A 20,848-nucleotide genomic window follows, 5' to 3' on the forward strand; every position below is an offset into this window, starting at 1 on the left:
GAGCCGCGCGCCTGCCCGGATCATGGGCGCAGGGCCTGGACCCCATCGTCGTCGGGGTCGAAGTTGTCCAACTGCATGCGCAAGGCGAAGGCTTCCAGTGCTGCATCGCCCTGCAGGAAGCGGCTACGGGCGGCGGTCCAGTCGTCGGGCTTCAGGCGCACCATCCAGCCTTCGCCGTAGCAGTCCAGGTTGATCAGCCCCGGCCTGCGCACTACACCTTCGTTGCTGGCGAGAACGGTGCCGCCCAGCGGGCTGCGTGCAGACGATGCTGCCTTGGCGAATTCCACCACGCCGAAGCTGCGGTCGCAGTCGATGTGCCAGCCGTCGCGCTTGGGGGTGAAGGCGAATATCTGCCCATAGACCGCGCAGCCGTAGGCGGTGAGCCCGAGGGTGATCGCACCGTCTTGCTCCTCGCGCAGCCAGAGATTGTAGTCGGGGGCGTAGAGCAGGTTGCCCGGGAACTCGAGGCCCTGCAGCTTCACAGCGTCAGCACCCGGTCGTATTCGAGGATCATGCGCGCCAGTTCGCCACCGCTGGCGATCTCGTCGACTTCCTCGATCAGCCGGCTTTCGTCGATGGCTACGCCCGGTGCGCGGCACATCAGCAGGCGTGCGCCGGCTTCCTTGGCTTGCTGGATGAAGTGGCTGATGGGCTCGCCATCCTCGGCGGCGTAGAGGGTATCGGCGATGTCCTGGAATGCCAGGCGCGTGCCTTCGCCGCTGAGGAACAGGGTGACCTTGGCATCCATGCACGCCAGCAGCGTGGCGGTGTAGAAGGGCGCAGCGCAGCGCGCCGGGGTGCTCGGGCCGCTGCTGACGATGATCAGCACGCGCTGGGGCTCAGGCGTGGACAAGGGCTTTCTCCAGTTGGACCAGGGCGACACGCCGGCCTTGCGGGTCGGTGCGCTCGACGATGCCCTGCGGCTTGTAGCCCAGGCGTGCGTAGAGCAGCAGGCCGGCTGCGTTGGCGTTGAAGCAGGACACTTTCATGACCTGCGCCTTGTACTGGTCGCGGGCGAGACTCTCCATGACCTCGATCAGGTACTGCGCCACTCCATGCCGCCGCGCCCAGGGCGCGACCATCATGTTGCCCAGCGCGCAGAATTCGTTCGGTTGCCATTGGTAGAAATTGGCGAAGCCAGCGACCTGGCCATCAAGCAGCGCCACGGTGCTGTCGCGCCGTTCGGCGATAGCGGCGGCGAGCTGGCCGATGGTCAGCGGCCAGCTCGCCTTGGGGTAGCAGTAGAAGAGTTCGTCGGCGTCCTGGGGAAAGCCGACCACCTCGCCGAGGTCGTCGGCAAGGGCGGGGCGGTGTTGCAGGGCGGGAAAGTTCACGCGTTCTCCGATGTCTTGGTGAAGGTCAGTGTGGCGGGTACTGAGCGATGATCTTCTGCACCGTCTCGCGGATCGCTGCTTCGCGCTCGGCGGGCGTCGGCGGACTGCTGCGCATGATCTGTTCGCCGCTGCCACGCCAGACCAGCTTGCCGTCCTTGCCGTCGAACATGTCGACCTGGATGGTGGCGACCTTGTAGGTCACGGTGCGGCTCTCGGCCATGGGCGGCGGGCCCCAGTAGCCTCCCCAGTAACCGCCCCAGTAGCCGCCTGTGTAGGTGGTGACCTGGTCCTGGCGCTGGTCGACGATCAGGTAGGCGCGCAGCTTCACGTCGCCGGGGTTGCCGCCCTGGGCCTGGCGCAGGCCGTGCTGGTCGAACTGGTCGGCGATGGCGTCGCTGATGCGTTGCTCGGTGAGGTCGCTCTTGATGCGCGGGTCGTCCGGGCGGTACTCGAAGGCCGGCTGTGCCCAGCTCCAGGTCAGGTAGCGGGAAAAGTCGCGGGTGGTGTCGTAGTCGCGGCTGACGCTGGTGGTTTCGCAGGCGGCGAGGCCGAGCATCAGGCTCAGCAGCAGTGAACGGGACAGCAAACGGCGGATCATGATCGCAATACTCCTGTCAGAGAATTCCATCCAAGCGCAGAGTCCGCGCAAAGGCAAGCGGCAGACGGGCTGCGCGTGGTCGCAGGAGATGTCTGGCCGGCAGGATTTCCGGCCAGTGGCAGTCAGCCCGGTGGGTATCCGTCCATGGCCTTGCGCGCTGCTTCGCGCAGCGCGCGGGCCTGGTCGGTCTGGCTGCTGGCGTTTTCGAATTCGGCGCTGCCACTCCAGATTTCCTGGTGGCTAAGGGCGTCGAACAAGGCGATGCGCACCACGCTGACGGTGACCACGTAGGTGCGGGTGACGGGGTAGGAAGCGCCGCCATACCAGGGGTCGTTCCAGCCGCCGTAGTAGCCGCCGCCGTAATAGTCGGTGGTCTGCCGGGTGCGTTGCTCGCTGGACAGGTGCGCGCTGACGCTCAGGTCCGCCGGAGCATTCGAGCGCGCCGGGCGCAGGCCGCGCTGGTCGAGGGCTTCGCTGACCGCGTCCTGAAGCGGGCCGCCGAAGCCGCTGCCGTCCGCCCAGCTCCACGAGCGGTAGCGCCCGTAGTCCAGCGGCGGGGCCGGATAGCTGCCGGGGTCGAGGCCGGGGTTGGCGGCCTGCGCGGGCGCGGGCGGGATCGGCAGCGAAGTGTTGCTGTAGGGGTTCTGGCCCTGGCAGGCAGCCAGGGCGCTGAGCAGCGGCAGGATCAACAGGTAACGCGGCATGACAGACTCCCGCACGCCGGTTTGGTGAGGCGTGCGCAGTGGCAACTATGCACCTAATCCTGCGGCCGGCACAGCCAGTGCAGGTAGCGGCCGAGGCCGGCGAAGGCGGGATGGCGGCGGTATTGCAGTTCCATCTCCACCAGGTCCAGCGGCTCGGCCTTGTGCTGGAACTCCACCGGCATGTAGTCGTGGAACACCCGCACGCCGCTGCGCGCCTCGATGGTCCAGTGCCCGGCCATGGCAGCTTCGAGCACGCGCGGGTCGAGCGGTTCCTGCGGGGTCAGGCTCTGGCCCTCGCCGGAGAAGCGGTTCTTGCGCAGCTTGCGGAAGTGGCCCTTGAGCAGGTTGCGGTAGATCAGCGCATCGCGGTTGTAGAAGGCCAGGGACAGCCAGCCATCGGCGCGGGTCAGCTGGTGCAACACGGGCAGGATCGCCAGCGGTTCGGCCAGCCATTCCAGCACGGCGTGGCAGATCACCAGGTCATAGGGTTCGTTGAGCTGGCCGAGCAGGTCCTGCCAGGGTGCGGCAATGAAGGTGGCTTGCAGGCCGGTTTCCGCGAAGCGCTGGCGTGCGCCTTCGAGCATCGGCGCGGCGGGTTCGGCGAGGGTTACGTCGTGGCCGCGCCCGGCCAGCCACAGCGACATGTGGCCCAGCCCCGCACCGATATCCAGCACCCGCAGCGGACGGTCGGGCAGCGCCTCGGCGAGGTCGGCCTGGAGCACGGCAAGGCGAATGGCACCCTTGGCGCCGCCATAGATCTTCTCGGCGAAGCGCGTGGCCAGTTCGTCGAAATGGCGGTCGCCGGTCTTCGGGGAATCGCTCACTTGGCGCCCCCCTCAATGAAGCGCCGCTCGCTGTCGGCCAGCTTGGCGAGCACCGCCTGCTCCATGTCGATGCCCAGTTCCGAGCACATCAGCAATAGGTAAAGGACGATGTCGCCGACTTCCTGCCCGGCGTGGGCGAGTTTCTCCGGCGGCAGCTGGCGCGATTCGTCTTCGCGCAGCCACTGGAAGATTTCCACCAGCTCGGCCATTTCCACGCTGGCCGCCATGGCCAGGTTCTTCGGGCTGTGGAAGCGACTCCAGTCGTTGTGGTCGCGGATGGCGTGCAGGCGCGCGGTGATGGCTTCGAGGTTCATGCAGATGGGGCTCCAACGTGAGCCCCATAGCTTCAAGCCTGACGCGTCAAACGTCCAGCGGGCTCCAGCTGCCGGCCATGTGCGGCAGGCCGTCCTTGCCGCGCAGGCTGAACTGCCCGGAAGGCCCCGGCTCGCTGGCCAGCAGGTTGACCTGGGACGGCAGCAGCACCGGCTTCTGGAAGCGCACGTCGACGCGATAGCCGGCCATCGGCAGGCGCTCGCCCAAGGCGGCCAGGCTGCGCGCCTTGTTCCACAGACCATGGGCGATGGCGCGGGGGAAGCCGAACAGCTTGGCGCTGGCGGCCGACAGGTGGATCGGGTTGTAGTCGCCAGCCACGCGGGCGTAGCGCCGGCCGATGTCCGCCGGGCAGTTCCAGGCGTCGATCTGTTCCAGCGGCAGCTCGGCCACTTCATCGCGGGCGGGCGGCGTGCCGTCCAGGCGCATGCCGCGGAACAGGATGCGGCTGTCGCCTTCCCAGAGCAGCCCGAGCTGGTCGTGAAGCTGGGTGATGATGCTGAAGGTCACACCTTTTTCGTGGGGCTGCAGGTCATCCACCCGCACGCTGACGTTGAACGGGCCCAGGCCGCCGAGCGGGCGCAACACGCTGATACGGTTTTCCAGGTGCACCAGGCCCAGCAGCGGGAAGGGAAAACGCGCGTCGGTCAGCAGGCCCATCTGCAGGCCGAAGGCGAGGATGTGCGGGTAGGTGGGCGGCAGCAGGTGGTTGTCGGCGAAACCGCAGACTTTGCGGTAGCGCTCCAGGTGCTTCGGATCGACCGTGACCGGGCAGCGCAGGCCGCGTGTCGGCAGGCTGCGGCCACGCACGCCGCGGCGCACGGCGGCGCGGGCGAACAGGCCGGTAAGGGCGGGTGGGGCGGACAGGTCAAGCCAATCGCGGGGCATCGGGTATCTCCTGGCGGGTCATTCAATCAGCTTAGCCAGCGCTGGAGCGCGGGCATTGGCCGTGGCAACGCGGCGCGCGGCAGGCAAGTCAATATGACCGTCCGATCGCTCAGATATTTCCCGCACGCTTGTTCCTGATTCTCTTGAGGGGCGATAGGAAAGCTGCCTAAGATGGGCCCGCCTCATGGATAACTAGAAAAAACACCATGCGTGATCTGACCGACGATGTGGCGCTGATGCGCCCGGTGATCGACGCCCTGCGCGCCAGCGGTACCGACCCCGACCGCGTGCTGGCTCGCGTCGGCCTGCCTGCCGGCAGTCTGCCTGCCGGACGATTCCCTCACAGCGCACAGAACCTGTTCTGGAAGGCCGCCGCCGAAGAATGCGGCGAAGAGCACGTTGGCCTCTATCTGGCCGGCCACCTGCCCGCGTTCCACGGCCTGCTGCTGGAATACCTGTTCCTCTCCAGCGCCACCTTCGGCGAAGGCCTGCGCCACGCCCTGCGCTACGTGCGCCTGCTCTCCGATACCTTGAACGCCCGCCTGGAAGTGGAAGGCGAGAAGGCCGTGCTGCTGCTCGGCCACACCGCCGGGACCAACCGGCACTTCCCCGAAATGCTCGCCGGAGCGGTGGTGCGCCTGTTCCATGCTCTCACCGAGGGCGACTTCAAGCCCCAGCAAGTGCAACTGATGCACGAGGAAGGCGCGCCCGCCGAGCGTTATCGCGAGGTCTACGGTTGCCCGGCAGTGCTGGGCGCCAATCGTTATGCGCTGGTATTCGACGCCCAGGTGCTGGAGAAACCCTCGCGCCACGCCGCGCCTGAGTTGCTGCGCATGCACGAGTCCCTGGCGCGCCGGCAATTGGCGGAAGTGGAGCGGCTGGACTTGGTGCGTAAAGTGCGCGAGCTGATCGGCGTGCTGCTGGTGGATGGCGGCGCGACGCTGGAGCAGGTCGCCGCCCGTCTCGACATGCCCGCCCGCCGTTTGCGCGAGCGCCTGGCCATGGCCGGGGTGCGCTTCAACGACCTGGTCACCGACTACCGCTGCCGCTTGGCCAAGGAGCTGCTGCTCAAGACCGACGAGCGCATCGAGGTGATCGTCGAACGCACCGGCTTCTCCGAGCCGAGCACCTTCTACCGCGCCTTCAAGCGGTGGGTCGGCGAGACCCCGGTGGAGTTCCGCCGACGTGGCCGCCCGCAATCGCCGGCGGAGTGATCGAACCGTTTCGAGTCCGCCTCTGGCTAGGCTTTGCCGGTCAATTCCCGCCAAGGTATGCCCGATGCAAAGCCGAATCCGCCAGACCCTGCTGCTGTCCACCGTCCTGCTGATGAGCGCTGAGCACGCCGTGGCGGGGGAAATGGAGCAGACGGCGTTCGCCCGCCTGGACCGCGACGGCAGCGGCTTCATCGAGGCCGATGATCTGTCGGCCATGCGCGTGCGCATGTTCCACCGGCTGGACCGCAATCAGGATGGCTTGCTCACCCGCGAAGAAGTGACCCCGCCCAACCCCAGCGTGAACGTCTCGCCCAACGCCATTGCCTGGCCGGACCGGGATGGTGGCGGCAAGGTCAGCCAAGCAGAGTTCATGACCCAGGAGCCGGCGCTGATCGTGCGCGCGGACCGCGATGGCGATCATCGGGTGAGTGCGGCGGAGTTTCGTGAGCTGGTGGCGGCGCGGGGGTAATTGAGCGCTGGCATCCGTAGGGCGAATAACCCGGAACGGGTTATTCGCCAAGACGGCGGATAACGCCGCAGGCGTTATGCGCCCTACACGGATGATCGAGGCACGGAGCTGTTGTACAAGCTGGCCGCGCCCAGAATCAGGCCCCCAGCAAACTCTGCCCGCAAACCCGCAGCACCTGCCCGCTCACCGCGCCCGAGCCCGGCTGGGCGAACCAGGCCACGGCTTCGGCGACGTCCTGCGGCAGGCCGCCCTGGCCCATGGAGTTCATGCGTCGGCCGGCTTCGCGGATGGTCAGCGGGATGGCGGCGGTCATCTGGGTTTCGATGAAGCCCGGCGCCACTGCGTTGATGCTGATTCCCTTCTTGCCCAGCGCCGGGGCCCAGGCCTGCGCCAGGCCGATCAGGCCGGCCTTGCTCACCGCATAGTTGGTCTGGCCCATGTTGCCGGCGATGCCGCTGATGGAAGCGAGCAGCACCACGCGGCCGTCGTCGTGCAGCTTGCCGGCGTCCAGCAGCGCTTGGGTCAGCACCTGCGGGGCCTTGAGGTTCACGTCGATCACTGAGTTCCAGAAGGCTTCGCTCATCTTGGCGACCGTCTTGTCCCGGGTGATGCCGGCATTGTGCACCACGATGTCCACGCCCTCGGGCAGTGCTGCCACCAGCTGAGCACCGGCGTCGGCGGCGCAGATGTCCAGTGCCACACCACGGCCCCCCAGGCGCGCGGCCAGCGCATCGAGGGCTTCCTTGGCCGGCGGTACGTCCAGCAGCACCACATCGGCGCCGTCGCGGGCGAGGGTTTCGGCGATGGCCGCGCCGATGCCGCGGGCGGCGCCTGTCACCAGCGCGCGCTTGCCCACCAGCGGGCGGCTCCAGTCCTGTACCTGCTTGTCATAGGCGGAGAGGCGCACGACCTGCCCGGACACATAGGCGCTCTTGGGCGAGAGGAAGAAGCGCAGCGCGCCTTCGAGCTGATCCTCGGCGCCTTTGCCGACGTACACCAGTTGCACGTTGCCGCCCCGGCGGATTTCCTTGCCCAGCGAGCGGCTGAAGCCCTCCAGGCTGCGCTGCACGCTGGCTGCGATGGGGTCTTTCACGGATTCCGGCGCGCGGCCGAGAATCACAACGTGGGGGCATTTATCCAGCCCCTTGAGGGCGCCCTGGAAGAAGGTGCGCAGCTCGATGGTCTGTTCGAAACGGGTCAGGCCGCTGGCATCGAAGACGATGGCCTTGAGCTTGGGCCCATGCTCGGCAGTCCAGCGTGGCAGCCCGTACTGGCCGTCGCTGAAGGAGAACAGCGCATCGGTCAGGCGCTCGGCGAAAGGCAGCACCGCCTCGTTCAGGTTGCCCTCGCCGCCGAGCAGCAGCGCCCCGTCCACCGGCCGCGTGCGCCCGGCGCTCCAGCGCTCCAGGCGGACCGGCGCGGGCAGGCCGAGGGCTCCGACCAGGCGGCGGCCGACGTTGGAGTTGGCGAAGGCGATGTAGCGATCGGTCATGGAACGGGCTCCTGCACAGGGTCTCTAAAGTGCTGACCACTCTACGCAGCGGCGGGTTCGGCGCAATTGACCGCGCTGACCTGCGCAACGGCGGGGCGGCCAATGCGACACAAGCGGCTAAGGTTAGCCTTGACCGCACTTCAACGCTCACCCTTGTAGGAGCTCTGCATGACCCAACTGCGCCGGGTCGCCATCGTCGGCGGCAACCGTATTCCCTTCGCCCGCTCCAACACCGTGTATGCCACGGCGAGCAACCAGGAGATGCTGACCTCCGCGCTGGATGGGCTGATCGAGCGCTACAAGCTGCACGGCGAGCGCCTGGGCGAAGTGGTCGCCGGCGCCGTGCTCAAGCATTCGCGCGACTTCAACCTGACCCGCGAGTGCGTGCTGGGCACGCGCCTGGCGCCGGAAACCCCGGCCTATGACATCCAGCAGGCCTGCGGCACCGGCCTGGAAGCGGCGATCCTGGTGGCCAACAAGATCGCCCTCGGGCAGATCGACTGCGGCATCGCCGGCGGCGTGGACACCACCTCCGACGCGCCCATCGGCGTTAACGAAGGGCTGCGCAAGATCCTGCTGGAAGCCAACCGTGGCAAGTCCAACGGCGAGAAGATCAAGAGCCTGCTGAAGATTCGCCCGCGCCACCTGATGCCGCACATCCCGAAAAACGGCGAGCCGCGTACCGGGCTGTCGATGGGCGAGCACTGCGAGCTGATGGCGCAGACCTGGGCCATCCCGCGCGACGAACAGGACAGGTTGGCCTACGAGAGTCATCACAAGCTGGCTGCCGCCTACGACGAGGGATGGCAGAACGACCTGATGACGCCGTTCCGCGGCCTGGTGCGCGACCAGAACCTGCGCCCGGACATCAACCTGGAGAAGATCGGCACCCTCAAGCCGGTATTCGAGCGCGGCTCGCGGGGCACTCTGACGGCGGCCAACTCCACGCCGCTGACCGATGGCGCGTCTGTGGTGCTGTTGGCCAGCGAGGAATGGGCGAAAGAGCGCGGCCTGCCGATCCTGGCGTACTTCAAGGACGGCGAAGCGGCGGCGGTGGATTTCGTCGGCGGTCACGAGGGCCTGCTGATGGCGCCGGTCTACGCGGTACCGCGCCTGCTGGCGCGCAACGGCCTGACCCTGCAGGACTTCGACTTCTACGAAATCCACGAAGCCTTCGCCGCTCAGGTGCTGTGCACCCTCAAGGCCTGGGAGGACGCGGACTACTGCAATACCCGCCTCGGCCTGGACGCACCATTGGGCTCGATCGATCGAAGCAAGCTCAACGTGAAGGGCAGCTCGCTGGCCGCCGGCCACCCGTTCGCGGCCACCGGCGGGCGCATCGTCGCCAACCTGGCGAAGCTGCTGGATGGCGCCGGCAAGGGACGCGGACTGATCTCGATCTGCGCGGCAGGCGGCCAAGGTGTGACCGCGATCGTCGAAAGGTAATCCAATACAGCGGGACGGATGTTTTCCTCCCCGATGTAAGCAACTCCGTGACTTCAGGCGGCACCGCGCAAGCGGCGCCGCCTTTTTTTGTCCGCCGGATATGTAGGAGCGAGCAACGCGCAGGGCGGATAACCTGGGACAGGTTATCCGCCCTGCGAGGCTTGCTTCGGAGCCGTCCGGTATTCGCGAGCAAGAACCAGGCGTCCCTCCTCGCTCCTACAGGCTGCGGCCGTCGTTTGGCGGGGAGCGCAATTTCCTTCTAGATAGGCGGCTCAACCTCCCTGCAACATCCCCGGATGGATTCGCCGCGCGAATGGCGTCGAGAGCACCAGCGATGTCCTGCTGGTGCCGAACTGGGCGAGGCGGTCGATCAACTCTTCCAGTTCCTGAGTGCAACTGACCGCCACCTTGAGCATCACGCAGGCTTCGCCGGTGATGCGGTAGCAGTCGATGATCTGCGGGATTTCCAGCAGTGGGTCGAGCATGCTCTTGCTGCGATGGTCGTTCAGGCGCATCTCGATCAGGCACTGGATCGAGCGGCCCATCTTCGACAGGTCTACGCTGGCGTGGTACCCGGTGATCACCCCTTCGGCCTCCAGGCGCGCCACGCGATCGGCCACGGCGGGAGGGGAGAGGTTGATCCGGCGGGCCAGTTCGGCGAAGGACAGGCGGCCGTCTTCCAGCAGGGCGGCGAGCAGGGCGCGGTCGTACTTGTCCATGCGATTACTCCGGTTTTGATTCGACGGCAAGTCTTGAAAAAATCCATCGAATGAAAAGTGTTATGCCCGTAATGGCGTTGTCTGTGCCTTATAAGGGGCGGTTGGCCTGCATAAAATGAAGCGCCTTGCCTGCCTTGTCGAGTCCCACCCATGACCACGATGCCCATGCCCAGAGCCCGCGTCTCACTGACCCTGATTGCTGCCTTCTTCGCCCTCTACTTCATCTGGGGCTCGACCTACCTGGTGATCCGCATCGGCGTCGAATCCTGGCCGCCGATGCTGATGGCCGGCTGCCGCTTCATCATCGCCGGGGCGATCCTGTTCATCTGGATGCTCTCGCGCGGCGCGCCAATGCCGACGCTGAAACAGTGCCTGTCGGCGGGCGCCATCGGCATCCTCCTGCTCAGCTGCGGCAACGGCGGGGTGACGGTGGCCGAGCACTGGGGCGTGGCCTCGGGGGTAGCGGCGCTGGCGGTGGCGACCGTGCCGCTGTTCACCCTGGTATTCGGGCGCTTCTTCGGCAACCGCACCACGGCGCTGGAATGGGCCGGCATCGCCCTGGGCCTGTTCGGCATCGTGCTGCTCAATCTCGGTTCCAACCTGCAGGGCAGCCCGGCGGGCGCGGCGCTGATCCTCTTCGCGGCGGCGACCTGGGCCTTCGGTTCGGTGTGGAGCCGGCGCCTGGACCTGCCCGGTGGCGCCATGGCCAGCGCGGTGGAAATGCTGGTGGGTGGTGGCGTGCTGCTACTGGGCAGCTTCCTTAGTGGCGAGCGCCTGGAGCAGATGCCTACCGCCGCCGGCTGGGGTGCGCTGGCCTACTTGGTGGTGTTCGGCTCGATCATCGCCTTCAGCGCCTACATGTACCTGCTGGCCAACGTGCGCCCGGCGGCAGCTACCAGCTACGCCTATGTCAACCCGGCGGTTGCGGTGCTGCTTGGCGTGGTGTTCGCCGGCGAGCACATCGGCCTCGCGGAATCCCTGGCAATGGCGGTGATTATCAGTGCGGTGGTGCTGATCGGCCTGCCGCAGTGGCGGCGCAAGGAAGCCGTCTGACTCGCGGCATGAGCTAAGCCCGAAAGGTTATTTCGCGCGTCTCGTGCGATTCGCTAGGGTATGAAACGGCCTCCATTCGGAGGCCGTTCTTTTCCTCCCTTTCAGTACACCCGCGCGCCATACGCCCAGGCCACTGATCCACCCCTTCGAGCCGAGGTGTGCATGAGTCTGGTGGTACCGTTTTCCTCGCTTTCCGAATTGCCTCCCATCCAGCGCTGGAGCGACGCTCTACGTGCGTCCAGCCTGCTGGCCCTGTCCGTTCCGCGCGAGTACGGCGGCCGAGGTGCCGGCTGGGACGAGGTACTGCAGACCCTGCGCGATCTCTCCGAGCGCGACGGCACCCTGGCCCGGTTGTTTGCCCTGCATCACCTGCAACTGGCCAGCGTGTTGCTGCTGGGCAGCGCCGAGCAGCGCGAGCGCCTGCTGCCGCTCAGCATTGAGCGCGAATGGCTGTGGGGCGAGGCGGTGGATCACCAGGAAAGCCGCCTGCTGGCGAGGGAGCATCGGCGCGGCGGTTTCCTGCTGCAGGGCGGGCGCCACGACTGCTTCGGCGCGGAGTCGGTGGACTGGCTGCTGATCTCGGCGCGCCATGCGCCCAGCGAAGGATTGCTGATCGCCGCGCTGCCGGCGGATCGCAACGGGCTGGATCGATTCGAGCCCAGCGGCGGCGGCCTGTTGCATTGCCATGAGGTGCGCCTGCATCCCGAGGACATCCTGCTGCCGCCCGGCCTGCCGTGGACGCCCCGTGCGCAACTGCGCGGCAGCCTCTCCGCGCTGCTGCAGGCGAATATTGCCCTGGGCCTTGCCGTGCAGGCGTTCGAGAACTTGCCGGCGCGGGCGGCGGCGGGCGAGTTGCAGCGGCTGCTGGCGCTGGGGCTGCGTCTGTCCGAACAGTCGGCGGTGGCCTTCGAATCCGCCCAGGCGGCGGGCAACGGCCTGAGCTTCAGCCGCAGCGCGGCATTGGCGACCCTGGTGGCGGAAACCGCCGCCGTGGCGCAGCACGCGGTCCAGGTAGGCTTGCGCCAGGAAGGCACCCGCGCCCGTGTGCTCTCCGGTGCTACCTGAGGCGCCGTAACACGGGGCCTGTAGCCGAATCGAGACAAGCGCTGGCGCTCATAAGTTAAGAACTAAAAAGTATTTATTCGAAGTTTTTTATATCGGTAATCTAGCTCTACCGGACCGCCGGACACCCGTTTCACCCATCGAATCCCGTCCCGTGGTCCGTCCCCTCTGTGAGGCCGGCACCGCCGTTACCTTCAGAGGAAACACCATGAACAAACCTCGTTTCGTACGCCGTGCCGTGGCCGGCGTCGCTGTTGCGGCTGCCCTGACCTTCCAGAGCGCCGCGTTCGCCGACATCGTCCTGGGCTACCAGACCGGCATCGACCCGACCAAGGTTCCGCAAGCCGATGGCACCTATGAAAAGGTCATCGGCGAGAAGCTCGACTGGCGCCGCTTCAACAGCGGTCCGGAAGTGGTCGCCGCCATCGCCTCCGGCGACGTACAGCTGGGTAACCTCGGCTCCAGCCCGCTGGCCGCCGCTACCTCGCGCGGTCTGCCGATCATTGCCTTCATCGTTTCCGCGCAGATCAACGCCGCCGAGGCCCTGGTCGTACGCAACGGCAGCAAGATCGAGAAGCCCGAAGATCTGGTCGGCAAGACGATCGCCACCCCCTTTGTTTCCACCTCGCACTACAGCCTGCTGGGCGCACTCAAGCACTGGAAGATCGACCCGACCAAGGTGAAGATCGTCAACCTCAATCCCACCGAGATCGCCGCCGCCTGGCGCCGTGGCGACATCGACGGCGCCTTCGTCTGGTCGCCCGCCCTGGGCGAGATCAAGAAGTCCGGCAAGGTGCTGACCGACGCAGCCGAAGTCGGCCAGTGGGGCGCGCCGACCTTCGAGGTCTGGGTAGCCCGCAAGGACTTCGCCGAGAAGCACCCGGAAATCATCGCCAAGTTCGCCAAGGTGAGCCTGGATTCCTTCGCCGACTACAACGCCCACAAGGCGCAGTGGACCGCCGACTCCGAGCAGGTGAAGAAGATCGCCAAGCTGACCGGCGCCGATCCGCAGGACGTGCCTGAACTGCTGGCCGGCTCCGCCTTCCCCGAATCCCAGGCGCAGCTGTCCTCCGCCCTGCTGGGTGGCGGCACCGCCAAGGACATCGCCGGCACCGCCGCCTTCCTGAAAGAACAGAAGCGCGTGCCGTCGGTGCTCAAGGATTACTCGCCCTATGTCAGCGCCGAGTACGTGCGCCAGGCGGAGAGCGTGCAGGTCGGGCAGCGCTGATCCGTTGCTCTTCGTTCTTCGTAGGAGCGAGCTTGCTCGCGAACACCGGACGGCACTGAAGTTCGGGCTGGTTCGCGAGCAATAACGATGGCGTCCCCCTCGCTCCTACAAGGCCCCACGCATTTCTTCTCACCCTACGGAGGGCAGAACATGAGCCGTCTGACGGCCGAGGCAGTCAGCCTCACTTTCCAGCAGCGCGGACGCGAGCGCGTCGTGTTGCAGAACCTCACTCTCAGCCTGGCCAAGGGCGAATCCCTGGTGGTGCTCGGCCCGTCGGGATGCGGCAAGTCCAGCCTGCTCAACGTGCTGGCGGGTTTCCAGGCGCCGGACAGCGGCCGCGTGCAGATCGACGGTCGCACCCTGAGCGGCCCCGGTGGCGAGCGCGGCGTGGTGTTCCAGGACGATGCGCTGATGCCCTGGCTGAGCGCGCTGGACAACGTCGCGCTGGGCCTGCGTATCCGTGGCGTTGGTGCCGCCGAGCGCAATGCCCGCGCCCATGAAGTCCTCAAGCTGGTGGGCCTGGGCGAGCACGCGGACTACCGCATCTCGCAGCTCTCCGGTGGCCAGCGGCAGCGCCTGGGCCTGGCCCGCGCGCTGGCGGTGGAGCCGGATTTCCTGCTGCTCGACGAACCCTTCGGCGCCCTCGATGCGCTGACCCGCGAGCGCATGCAGGTGCTGACCCTCGACCTGTGGCGCAAGACCGGCAAGGGCCTGTTCGTGATTACCCACAGCGTCGATGAAGCGCTGTTCCTCGCCACCGACCTGGTGGTGATGGACGGCCCGCCGGCGCGCATCGTCAAGCGCCTGCCGCTGGACTTCGCTCGCCGCTACGCCGCTGGCGAACCGGTGCGCTCGATCAAGGCCGACCCGGAATTCGCGCGCTTGCGCCAACTGCTTCTCGATCTTTTTTTGGAAGAGACGCTTGAGGAACCGGAGGTCGAGCATGCCCACTGAAACCCTCGCCGCCAAACTCCCGGCCGCCGCGCCGACTGCCCGCAGCGTGCCGCGCGACTACCGCCGTTGGGCCGCCGCTGGCAGCGTCGGTGCAATCTTCGTCCTCTGGTGGCTGGCCACGCACCTGGGCTGGGTCGACACCCTGTTCCTGCCCGCGCCGGAGCAACTGGTGGAAGCCTTCCAGCGCCTGCTGGCCGAGGGCTACGTCGATGCCTCGCTGTGGCAACACGTCGGCACCAGCCTGCTGCGCGTGCTGCTGGCGCTGGGCGCGGCGGTGCTGACGGCGATTCCGCTGGGCATCCTGATGGGCCTCAACCCGCTGGTGGGCGCGGCGTTCGATCCGTTGGTGGAGTTCTACCGCCCGGTACCGCCGCTGGCCTACCTGCCGCTGATCGTCATCTGGTTCGGAATCGGCGAGTTGTCCAAGGTGCTGCTGATCTACCTCGCGCTGTTCGCGCCGCTGCTGATCGCCACCGCCGCCGGCGTGCGTCGCGTGGACAAGTCTCGTATCCAGGCCGTGCGCTGCCTGGGCGCTAGCCGTTTGCAGGTGGTGCGCCACGTGATCCTGCCCAGTGCGCTGCCGGACGTCCTCACCGGCCTGCGCATCGCCCTGGGCGTGGGCTGGTCGACCCTGGTCGCCGCCGAACTGATCGCCGCCAACCGCGGCCTGGGCTTCATGGTGCAGTCCGCCGCGCAGTTCCTCGCCACCGATGTCGTGGTGCTGGGAATCCTGCTTATCGCCGCCATCGCGCTGAGCTTCGAACTGGGGTTGCGCTGGCTGCAGAAGCGGTTTGCTTCCTGGGAGTAGAGCAGTCGGGGCAGGAGCCCCTCACCCTAGCCCTCTCCCAGAGGGAGAGGGGACTGTTCCGAGCGGCGTTTCGTTCGCTGCCTCACTGCCATTCCTCCGTTGTTGAAGGACTGTCTCGTCCTTCCCGAGCACACCGAACAACTCCCTCTCCCTCTGGGAGAGGGCTGGGGTGAGGGCTACGACGCCCAGCCCGAACTAGATGAGTGAATTGAAATGACCCTGAGCATCGAACCCATCAGCCCGGCCCTGGGCGCCATCGTTTCCGGCGTGCGTCTGGCCGACCCGCTGGACGACGCGGCGCAGCGCCAGATCGAGCAGGCCCTGCTCGATCATCACGTGCTGTTTTTCCGCGACCAGCCGCTGACGCCGACCCAGCAGGCGAACTTCGCCGCGCGCTTCGGCGACCTGCACATCCACCCGATCTACCCCAGCTCGCCCGAGCAGCGCGAAGTCATTGTCCTCGACACTGCCGTCACCGACGTGCGCGACAACGCCATCTGGCACACCGACGTGACCTTCCTGGAAACCCCGGCTCTGGGCGCCGTGCTGGCCGCCAAACAGCTGCCGCCCTACGGTGGCGACACCCTGTGGGCCAGCGGCATCGCGGCGTTCGAAGCGCTGTCCAAGCCGCTGCAGCAGTTGCTCGACGGCCTCACCGCGACTCATGACATCAGCAAGTCCTTCCCCCAGGAGCGCTTCGGCGCCACCGACGCGGACCTCGCGCGCCTGGAAGAAGCGCGCAAGAAGAACCCGCCGCGCAGCCATCCGGTGATCCGCACGCATCCGGTCACCGGGCGCAAGGCGTTGTTCGTCAGCGATGGCTTCACCACCCGCATCAACGAGCTGGAACCGGCGGAAAGTCGCGCGATCCTCGACCTGCTGTTCGCCCATTTCGCCCGGCCAGAGTTCACCGTGCGCTGGCGCTGGAAGGAGAACGACGTGGCCTTCTGGGACAACCGCGTGACCCAGCATTACGCGGTGGATGACTACCGCCCGCAGCGCCGGGTGATGCACCGCGCGACCATCCTTGGCGACAAGCCGTTCTGACGGTTTTTCGCTCTGGTATGGCGAATAGCCTGGAGCGGGTTATCCGCCGCATTGGCGGATAACGCCCCAGGCGTTATGCGCCCTACGGGCCCGAGGATGGGTATGTAGGAGCGAGTTTGCTCGCGAACCGCATAACGCCGATTTCATGGGTGAGCAAGCTCGCTCCCACAGTCCTGCTTTACCTGGGAATTTCCCGCCATCCCCGTGACTTGCGGCAACGAAGCCGCACCGCAGACCGCATTCGTCGCCATTCTGGGTCGCGGTGGATGGTGCACTGTCCTACGCTTTGGCAGTTTCGCTTCATTAAGAGATTGCCTACATGCAAGAAAGGATTCCCGACGAGTCCAACCTCGCCGAGCTGACGGTTCGCGGCCTGATCCTCGGCGCGCTGATTACCGTGGTGTTCACCGCTTCCAATGTGTACCTTGGCCTCAAGGTCGGCCTGACCTTCGCCTCGTCGATCCCCGCGGCGGTCATTTCCATGGCCGTGCTGCGCTACTTCTCCGGCTCCAACATTCTCGAGAACAACATGGTGCAGACCCAGGCCTCGGCGGCCGGCACCCTGTCCTCGATCATCTTCATCCTTCCCGGCCTGCTGATGATCGGCTACTGGAGCGGCTTCCCGTTCTGGCAGACCGCCGCCATCTGCTCCATCGGCGGCATCCTCGGCGTGCTCTACACCATTCCGCTGCGCCGGGTAATGGTGGTGCAGAGCAGCCTGCCGTACCCCGAGGGCGTGGCCGCCGCGGAGATCCTGCGTGTCGGCAGCCAGGACGAGGAAGAGGAGAAGGCCGGCAAGCCGACCAAGGCCGGCGGTCCGGGCCTGCGCGACATCCTCGCCGGTGGCGTGGTCGCTGCCGCATTCAGCCTGCTCAGCAGCGGTTTCAAGGTGCTCGCCGAAGGCTTCAGCTTCTGGCTCACCGCTGGGCAGGCGGCGTTCCGCCTGTCCACCGGTTTCTCCCTGGCGCTGGTGGGCGCCGGCTACCTGATGGGCATTACCGCTGGTATCGCCATCCTGATCGGCGTGGTCATCGCCTGGGGCGTGGCCGTGCCGCTGCTCTCGGTTAACAGCGTGCTGGCCGCCGGGCAGAGCCTGCCGGAGTTGGCCACCAAGCTGTGGAGCAGCCAGGTGCGCTTCCTCGGCGCCGGCACCATCGGTATTGCCGCGCTGTGGACCCTGGCCACCCTGTTCAAACCCATGGTGCAGGGCGTCTGGTCGTCGCTGAGCGCCGTGCGCGGGCGCGGTGAAGTGAGCGACCTGCGCACCGAGCAGGACCTGTCGGCGAAGTGGATCGTCACCATCGCCGGCGTGCTGCTGGTAGCGCTGTTCGTGGTGTTCTCCTACTTCCTCGGCGAGGCCGCGCCGGACCTGCACGGCTTCGGCTTCTGGGGCCTGGTGACGGTCTGCGTGATCTTCGCCTTCTTCTTCGGCTTCCTGATCGCCGCCGCCTGCGGCTACATGGCCGGCCTGGTGGGCTCGTCGAGCAGCCCGATCTCCGGGATCGGCATCATCGCGGTGATACTGGTGTCGCTATTGATCCTGGGCGTCGGCTCGCTGGAAGCCGGCTTCCTCGACCAGCAGGGCGGCAAGCTGGCCATCGCCCTGGCGCTGTTCACCACCTCGGTGGTGATCGCCATCGCGGCGATTTCCAACGACAACCTGCAGGACCTGAAGACCGGCTACCTGGTCGGCGCAACCCCGTGGCGCCAGCAGGTGGCGCTGATCGTCGGCTGCCTGGTGGGTGCCCTGGTAATCCCGCCGGTGCTGGAACTGCTGTTCAACGCCTACGGCTTCACCGGCGCGCTGCCGCGCGAGGGCATGGACCCGAACGCCGCTCTGGCCGCACCGCAGGCGACGCTGATGACGGCGATTGCCAGCGGGATTTTCCACAATGCGCTGAACTGGAACATGATCCTGATCGGCGTGGCGCTGGGCATCGCGCTGATCCTGGTGGACGTGCTGCTGCGCCGCACCGGCAAGGCCAGCCTGCCGGTACTCGCCGTCGGCCTGGGCATCTACCTGCCGCCGACCATCGGTATGACCCTGGTAGTGGGCGCGGTGATCGGCTGGCTGCTGGAAGCCGCCCTGGCCAAGCGTGCGGCAACTGCCGGCAAGGATGTGGATAAGTTCTCCGATGAGCCCAAGCGCCGTGGCGTGCTGCTGGCCTCCGGACTGATCGTCGGCGAGAGCCTGATGGGCATCCTGCTCGCCGCCATCATCGGCGCCACGGGTTCTGCCGCGCCGCTGGCGCTGGTCGGCGACGGCTTCGAAGACACCGCACAATGGCTGGGCCTGGTGGTCTTCGTGGCGATCTGCGTGCTGTTCTACCGCAAGGTGCTGACCGGCACCCGCGCCTGACCCTTGGCCGTGATGCGAAAAAGGCGCCTGCGGGCGCCTTTTTCGTGGGTGTACGGGCTTAGCGCACCAGATGCAGGAACTGCAGGTGCCGCTCGTACTGGTCGAGCATGTCGTTGATGATCTGCTCCTTGCTATAGCCCATCAAGTCGTAGTCCTGGCTGCCTTCGGAGAGGTGCACCTCGGCGCGGAAGTAGCGACGGTTCTTCAGGTGCAGGCCGCCCATGCCGGCGCGGGCGAAGGATGGGGTGAAGTAGCCGCGCATCGACACCTGGTAGAGGAACGGATGCTGCGCGCCGTGGCCGATCTCCAGACCTATTTCGAGGTTGCTCAGGTCCAGGTCCGAATCCACTTGCAGGCCCTTCTCGCGAAATACCTCGGAAACCTCGGCGATCGCCGGGCTGACTACATCGACCATGTAGCGGTACACCTCGTCGCGGGTAGGGAAGTGCACTGCCTGGGAGATGCGCCGCTTCCAGCCGCCGGGCTTTGCCGAAGGCGGCGGTGCCAGCGAATGGGTGCGTGCACGCTGACGCTGGGACTCCAGGTAGAACGCCTTGTGCAGGCCCCACATCATCAGCAGCAGGATCAGCGAGAAGGGCAGCGAAGTCAGCACCACCGCTGACTTGAGCGCATCGATGCTGCCGGCGAACAGCAGGCCGCCGGTGACCAGTGCGGTGGCCACGCCCCAGAACACCCGCAGCCACTTCGGGCCGTCGTCGTCGGCGCTGCCTCCATGGGCGGAGAGGGTGGAGAGCACCACGGTGCCGGAGTCCGCCGAGGTGACGAAGAAGACGAAGCTGACCAGCACCGTCACCGCGATCACCGCGCGGCTGGCCGGATAATTCTGCAGCATCTGGTAGAGCGCCATGGACGGATCGCTGATCGCCACCCGGCCCAGTTCGCTGAAACCGTGGTTGAGCACCTGGTCCAGGGCGCTATTGCCGAAGATCGACATCCACGCCAGGGTAAAGCCCAGCGGGATGAAGAGTACGCCGAAGACGAACTCGCGGATCGTCCGCCCACGCGAGATGCGCGCGATGAACAGGCCGACGAAGGGCGCCCAGGCGATCCACCAGGCCCAGTAGAACACCGTCCAGCCCCCCAGCCAGTCGCTGCCGTCCTTGCCGTAGGCGTAGAGGTCGAAGCTCTTGGTCGGCAGCGCGCCGAGGTAGTCGCCGATGTTCTGAACCAGGGTATTGAGCAGGTGCTGGGTGGGGCCGGCGAACAGCACGAAGAGCAGCAGCGCGCATGCCAGCAGCATGTTGATGTCCGACAGCAGGCGGATGCCCTTGTCGACACCCGACACGGCGACCAAGATTGCCGCGCCCATCATCAGCGCGATCAGCGTCATCTGCACCGGGTGGCTGTGGGCGATGCCGAACAGGAAGTCGAGGCCCGCGTTGAGTTGCAGCACGCCAAAGCCCATGTCCGCGCCCAGGCCGAACACCGTGGCGATGATGCCGAAGCAATCCACGGTGTAGCCGATGGGGCCGTTGATGCGCTTGCCGATCAGCGGGTAGAGCGCCGAGCGCAGCGCCAGCGGCAGGTTGTGGCGGTAGGCGAAGTAGGCCAGCGCCATCGCCACCAGGGCGAACACGCCCCAGCCGTGCAGGCCCCAGTGCAGGAACAGCAGCTGCATGGCCTGGCGTGCCGCTTCCGGAGTGCCGGCCTCGCCTTGCGGCGGCTGGGCGAAGTGGGTCAGCGGCTCGGATACGCAGAAGAAGAACAGGGTGATGCTGATGCCGGCGGCGAACAGCATGCCGGCCCAGGACAGGTAGCTGAATTCCGGCTCGTCGTGGTCGGCACCGAGCTTGATCTTTCCGTAGCCGGAAAGCGCGGTGACCACCACGAAGATCAGGTACAGCGTCATCGCCAGCAGGTAGTACCAGCCGACGCTGTCGGCGGCCCAGGACTGCGCGGCGAGAAGCCATTCACCTGCCTGTTGCGGCTGGGCGATGACGATCAGGGCGAAGAGAAGGATCAGCGCGGCCGCACCGTAGAAGACCGGTGGATTCATGCGCATGGCGGGGGAGGGTGTTACGGACGGGGAGGATTGTGCAACGGACAAAACGGGCGGGGTCCCTCGAAGTTTTCCTTGAACAAGCATTCAATGAAAACACGATTGAGCCCTGAAAGGCCAATCAGCGGGACCGATGGTCCCGCCGCCGGCCCTGTTCGAGGGCCGAGCGGAGCGGGTACTGCTTTACTTGCGGCGGTTCTTTTTCGCCTCACGGATTTCACGGCGTTCCGGGTCGGCCTTCGCGGGCGCGGTCAGGAAAGCGGTGGCGGCGAAGAAGTTAGCAAGAGCGGCAAAGCTGG

General features: G+C 66.6%; 21 protein-coding genes. 10 read left to right on the plus strand and 11 right to left on the minus strand.

What is annotated here, in order from left to right:
* Positions 1 to 20: 20 nt before the first annotated feature.
* The 8 genes from ACIPK7_RS22370 to ACIPK7_RS22405 form a co-directional block, all read right to left on the minus strand.
* Entirely contained in the window at positions 21 to 503 is a 483-nt protein-coding gene (locus ACIPK7_RS22370) for a glycine cleavage system protein H (RefSeq protein ID WP_401090346.1), read from the minus strand.
* A complete protein-coding gene (locus tag ACIPK7_RS22375) occupies positions 479 to 853 on the minus strand; it encodes a DsrE family protein (RefSeq protein WP_081515751.1) in 375 nt (124 codons plus the stop codon). The genes ACIPK7_RS22370 and ACIPK7_RS22375 overlap by 25 nt, the downstream gene beginning before the upstream one ends.
* Complete coding sequence (locus ACIPK7_RS22380; RefSeq protein ID WP_192434349.1) at positions 840 to 1,334, minus strand: GNAT family N-acetyltransferase; 495 nt, start codon at positions 1,332 to 1,334, stop codon at positions 840 to 842. The genes ACIPK7_RS22375 and ACIPK7_RS22380 overlap by 14 nt, the downstream gene beginning before the upstream one ends.
* A gap of 25 nt (positions 1,335 to 1,359) precedes the next feature.
* A complete protein-coding gene (locus ACIPK7_RS22385) occupies positions 1,360 to 1,920 on the minus strand; it encodes a DUF4136 domain-containing protein (RefSeq protein ID WP_401090348.1) in 561 nt (186 codons plus the stop codon).
* Positions 1,921 to 2,054: 134 nt separating this feature from the next.
* Positions 2,055 to 2,636, minus strand: coding sequence for a DUF4136 domain-containing protein (locus ACIPK7_RS22390; RefSeq protein ID WP_401090256.1), 582 nt, complete (start codon positions 2,634 to 2,636; stop codon positions 2,055 to 2,057).
* Positions 2,637 to 2,689: 53 nt separating this feature from the next.
* Positions 2,690 to 3,460 carry a methyltransferase domain-containing protein gene (locus tag ACIPK7_RS22395; protein WP_192434359.1) on the minus strand — a complete coding sequence of 257 codons (771 nt, stop codon included), beginning with the start codon at positions 3,458 to 3,460 and terminating at the stop codon, positions 2,690 to 2,692.
* Complete coding sequence (locus tag ACIPK7_RS22400) at positions 3,457 to 3,774, minus strand: nucleotide pyrophosphohydrolase (RefSeq protein WP_401090258.1); 318 nt, start codon at positions 3,772 to 3,774, stop codon at positions 3,457 to 3,459. The genes ACIPK7_RS22395 and ACIPK7_RS22400 overlap by 4 nt, the downstream gene beginning before the upstream one ends.
* 46 nt (positions 3,775 to 3,820) lie before the next feature.
* On the minus strand, positions 3,821 to 4,678 hold the full coding sequence (locus ACIPK7_RS22405; protein WP_401090260.1) for a MaoC family dehydratase: 858 nt from the start codon (positions 4,676 to 4,678) through the stop codon (positions 3,821 to 3,823).
* Between the two features lie 206 nt (positions 4,679 to 4,884).
* On the opposite strand from ACIPK7_RS22405, the gene ACIPK7_RS22410 reads away from it, so the two are divergent.
* Positions 4,885 to 5,892, plus strand: a complete 1,008-nt coding sequence (locus ACIPK7_RS22410) for an AraC family transcriptional regulator (RefSeq protein WP_401090262.1) — start codon at positions 4,885 to 4,887, stop codon at positions 5,890 to 5,892.
* A 64-nt stretch (positions 5,893 to 5,956) separates the two neighbouring features.
* On the plus strand, positions 5,957 to 6,361 hold the full coding sequence (locus ACIPK7_RS22415; RefSeq protein WP_401090264.1) for an EF-hand domain-containing protein: 405 nt from the start codon (positions 5,957 to 5,959) through the stop codon (positions 6,359 to 6,361).
* A 136-nt stretch (positions 6,362 to 6,497) separates the two neighbouring features.
* Here the strand turns inward: ACIPK7_RS22415 and ACIPK7_RS22420 are convergent, their stop codons facing one another.
* Entirely contained in the window at positions 6,498 to 7,853 is a 1,356-nt protein-coding gene (locus ACIPK7_RS22420) for a 3-oxoacyl-ACP reductase (protein ID WP_192434367.1), read from the minus strand.
* 168 nt (positions 7,854 to 8,021) lie between these two features.
* Here ACIPK7_RS22420 and ACIPK7_RS22425 point away from each other — a divergent pair, with 168 nt between their 5' ends.
* Positions 8,022 to 9,299, plus strand: coding sequence for an acetyl-CoA C-acetyltransferase (locus tag ACIPK7_RS22425; protein ID WP_401090266.1), 1,278 nt, complete (start codon positions 8,022 to 8,024; stop codon positions 9,297 to 9,299).
* 272 nt (positions 9,300 to 9,571) lie between these two features.
* Here ACIPK7_RS22425 and ACIPK7_RS22430 read toward each other — a convergent pair whose 3' ends face one another.
* Positions 9,572 to 10,018, minus strand: coding sequence for an Lrp/AsnC family transcriptional regulator (locus ACIPK7_RS22430; protein WP_192434372.1), 447 nt, complete (start codon positions 10,016 to 10,018; stop codon positions 9,572 to 9,574).
* A 165-nt stretch (positions 10,019 to 10,183) separates the two neighbouring features.
* Here ACIPK7_RS22430 and yedA point away from each other — a divergent pair, with 165 nt between their 5' ends.
* From yedA to ACIPK7_RS22465, 7 genes are all read left to right on the plus strand, one after another.
* Positions 10,184 to 11,071 (plus strand): drug/metabolite exporter YedA, encoded by an 888-nt coding sequence (gene yedA, locus ACIPK7_RS22435; protein WP_192434402.1) that lies wholly within the window; start codon positions 10,184 to 10,186, stop codon positions 11,069 to 11,071.
* A 162-nt stretch (positions 11,072 to 11,233) separates the two neighbouring features.
* On the plus strand, positions 11,234 to 12,136 hold the full coding sequence (locus ACIPK7_RS22440; RefSeq protein ID WP_401090268.1) for an acyl-CoA dehydrogenase family protein: 903 nt from the start codon (positions 11,234 to 11,236) through the stop codon (positions 12,134 to 12,136).
* A gap of 205 nt (positions 12,137 to 12,341) precedes the next feature.
* Entirely contained in the window at positions 12,342 to 13,361 is a 1,020-nt protein-coding gene (tauA, locus tag ACIPK7_RS22445; protein WP_192434376.1) for a taurine ABC transporter substrate-binding protein, read from the plus strand.
* A gap of 150 nt (positions 13,362 to 13,511) precedes the next feature.
* On the plus strand, positions 13,512 to 14,315 hold the full coding sequence (locus ACIPK7_RS22450) for a taurine ABC transporter ATP-binding protein (protein WP_401090271.1): 804 nt from the start codon (positions 13,512 to 13,514) through the stop codon (positions 14,313 to 14,315).
* Positions 14,305 to 15,123: an ABC transporter permease subunit gene (locus ACIPK7_RS22455; RefSeq protein WP_401090273.1), complete on the plus strand. Its 819-nt coding sequence runs from the start codon at positions 14,305 to 14,307 to the stop codon at positions 15,121 to 15,123. The genes ACIPK7_RS22450 and ACIPK7_RS22455 overlap by 11 nt, the downstream gene beginning before the upstream one ends.
* A 213-nt stretch (positions 15,124 to 15,336) precedes the next feature.
* Complete coding sequence (gene tauD, locus ACIPK7_RS22460) at positions 15,337 to 16,170, plus strand: taurine dioxygenase (protein ID WP_192434383.1); 834 nt, start codon at positions 15,337 to 15,339, stop codon at positions 16,168 to 16,170.
* 319 nt (positions 16,171 to 16,489) lie between these two features.
* Positions 16,490 to 18,529 (plus strand): OPT family oligopeptide transporter, encoded by a 2,040-nt coding sequence (locus tag ACIPK7_RS22465; protein ID WP_192436262.1) that lies wholly within the window; start codon positions 16,490 to 16,492, stop codon positions 18,527 to 18,529.
* A 58-nt stretch (positions 18,530 to 18,587) separates the two neighbouring features.
* Here the strand turns inward: ACIPK7_RS22465 and betT are convergent, their stop codons facing one another.
* The gene (gene betT / locus ACIPK7_RS22470; protein ID WP_192436261.1) at positions 18,588 to 20,546 is read right to left on the minus strand and encodes a choline BCCT transporter BetT; all 1,959 of its coding nucleotides are present in this window, start codon (positions 20,544 to 20,546) and stop codon (positions 18,588 to 18,590) included.
* Positions 20,547 to 20,848: the final 302 nt, after the last annotated feature.

The sequence above is a fragment of the Pseudomonas sp. NPDC086581 genome, assembly GCF_044746165.1.
GTDB lineage: Bacteria > Pseudomonadota > Gammaproteobacteria > Pseudomonadales > Pseudomonadaceae > Pseudomonas.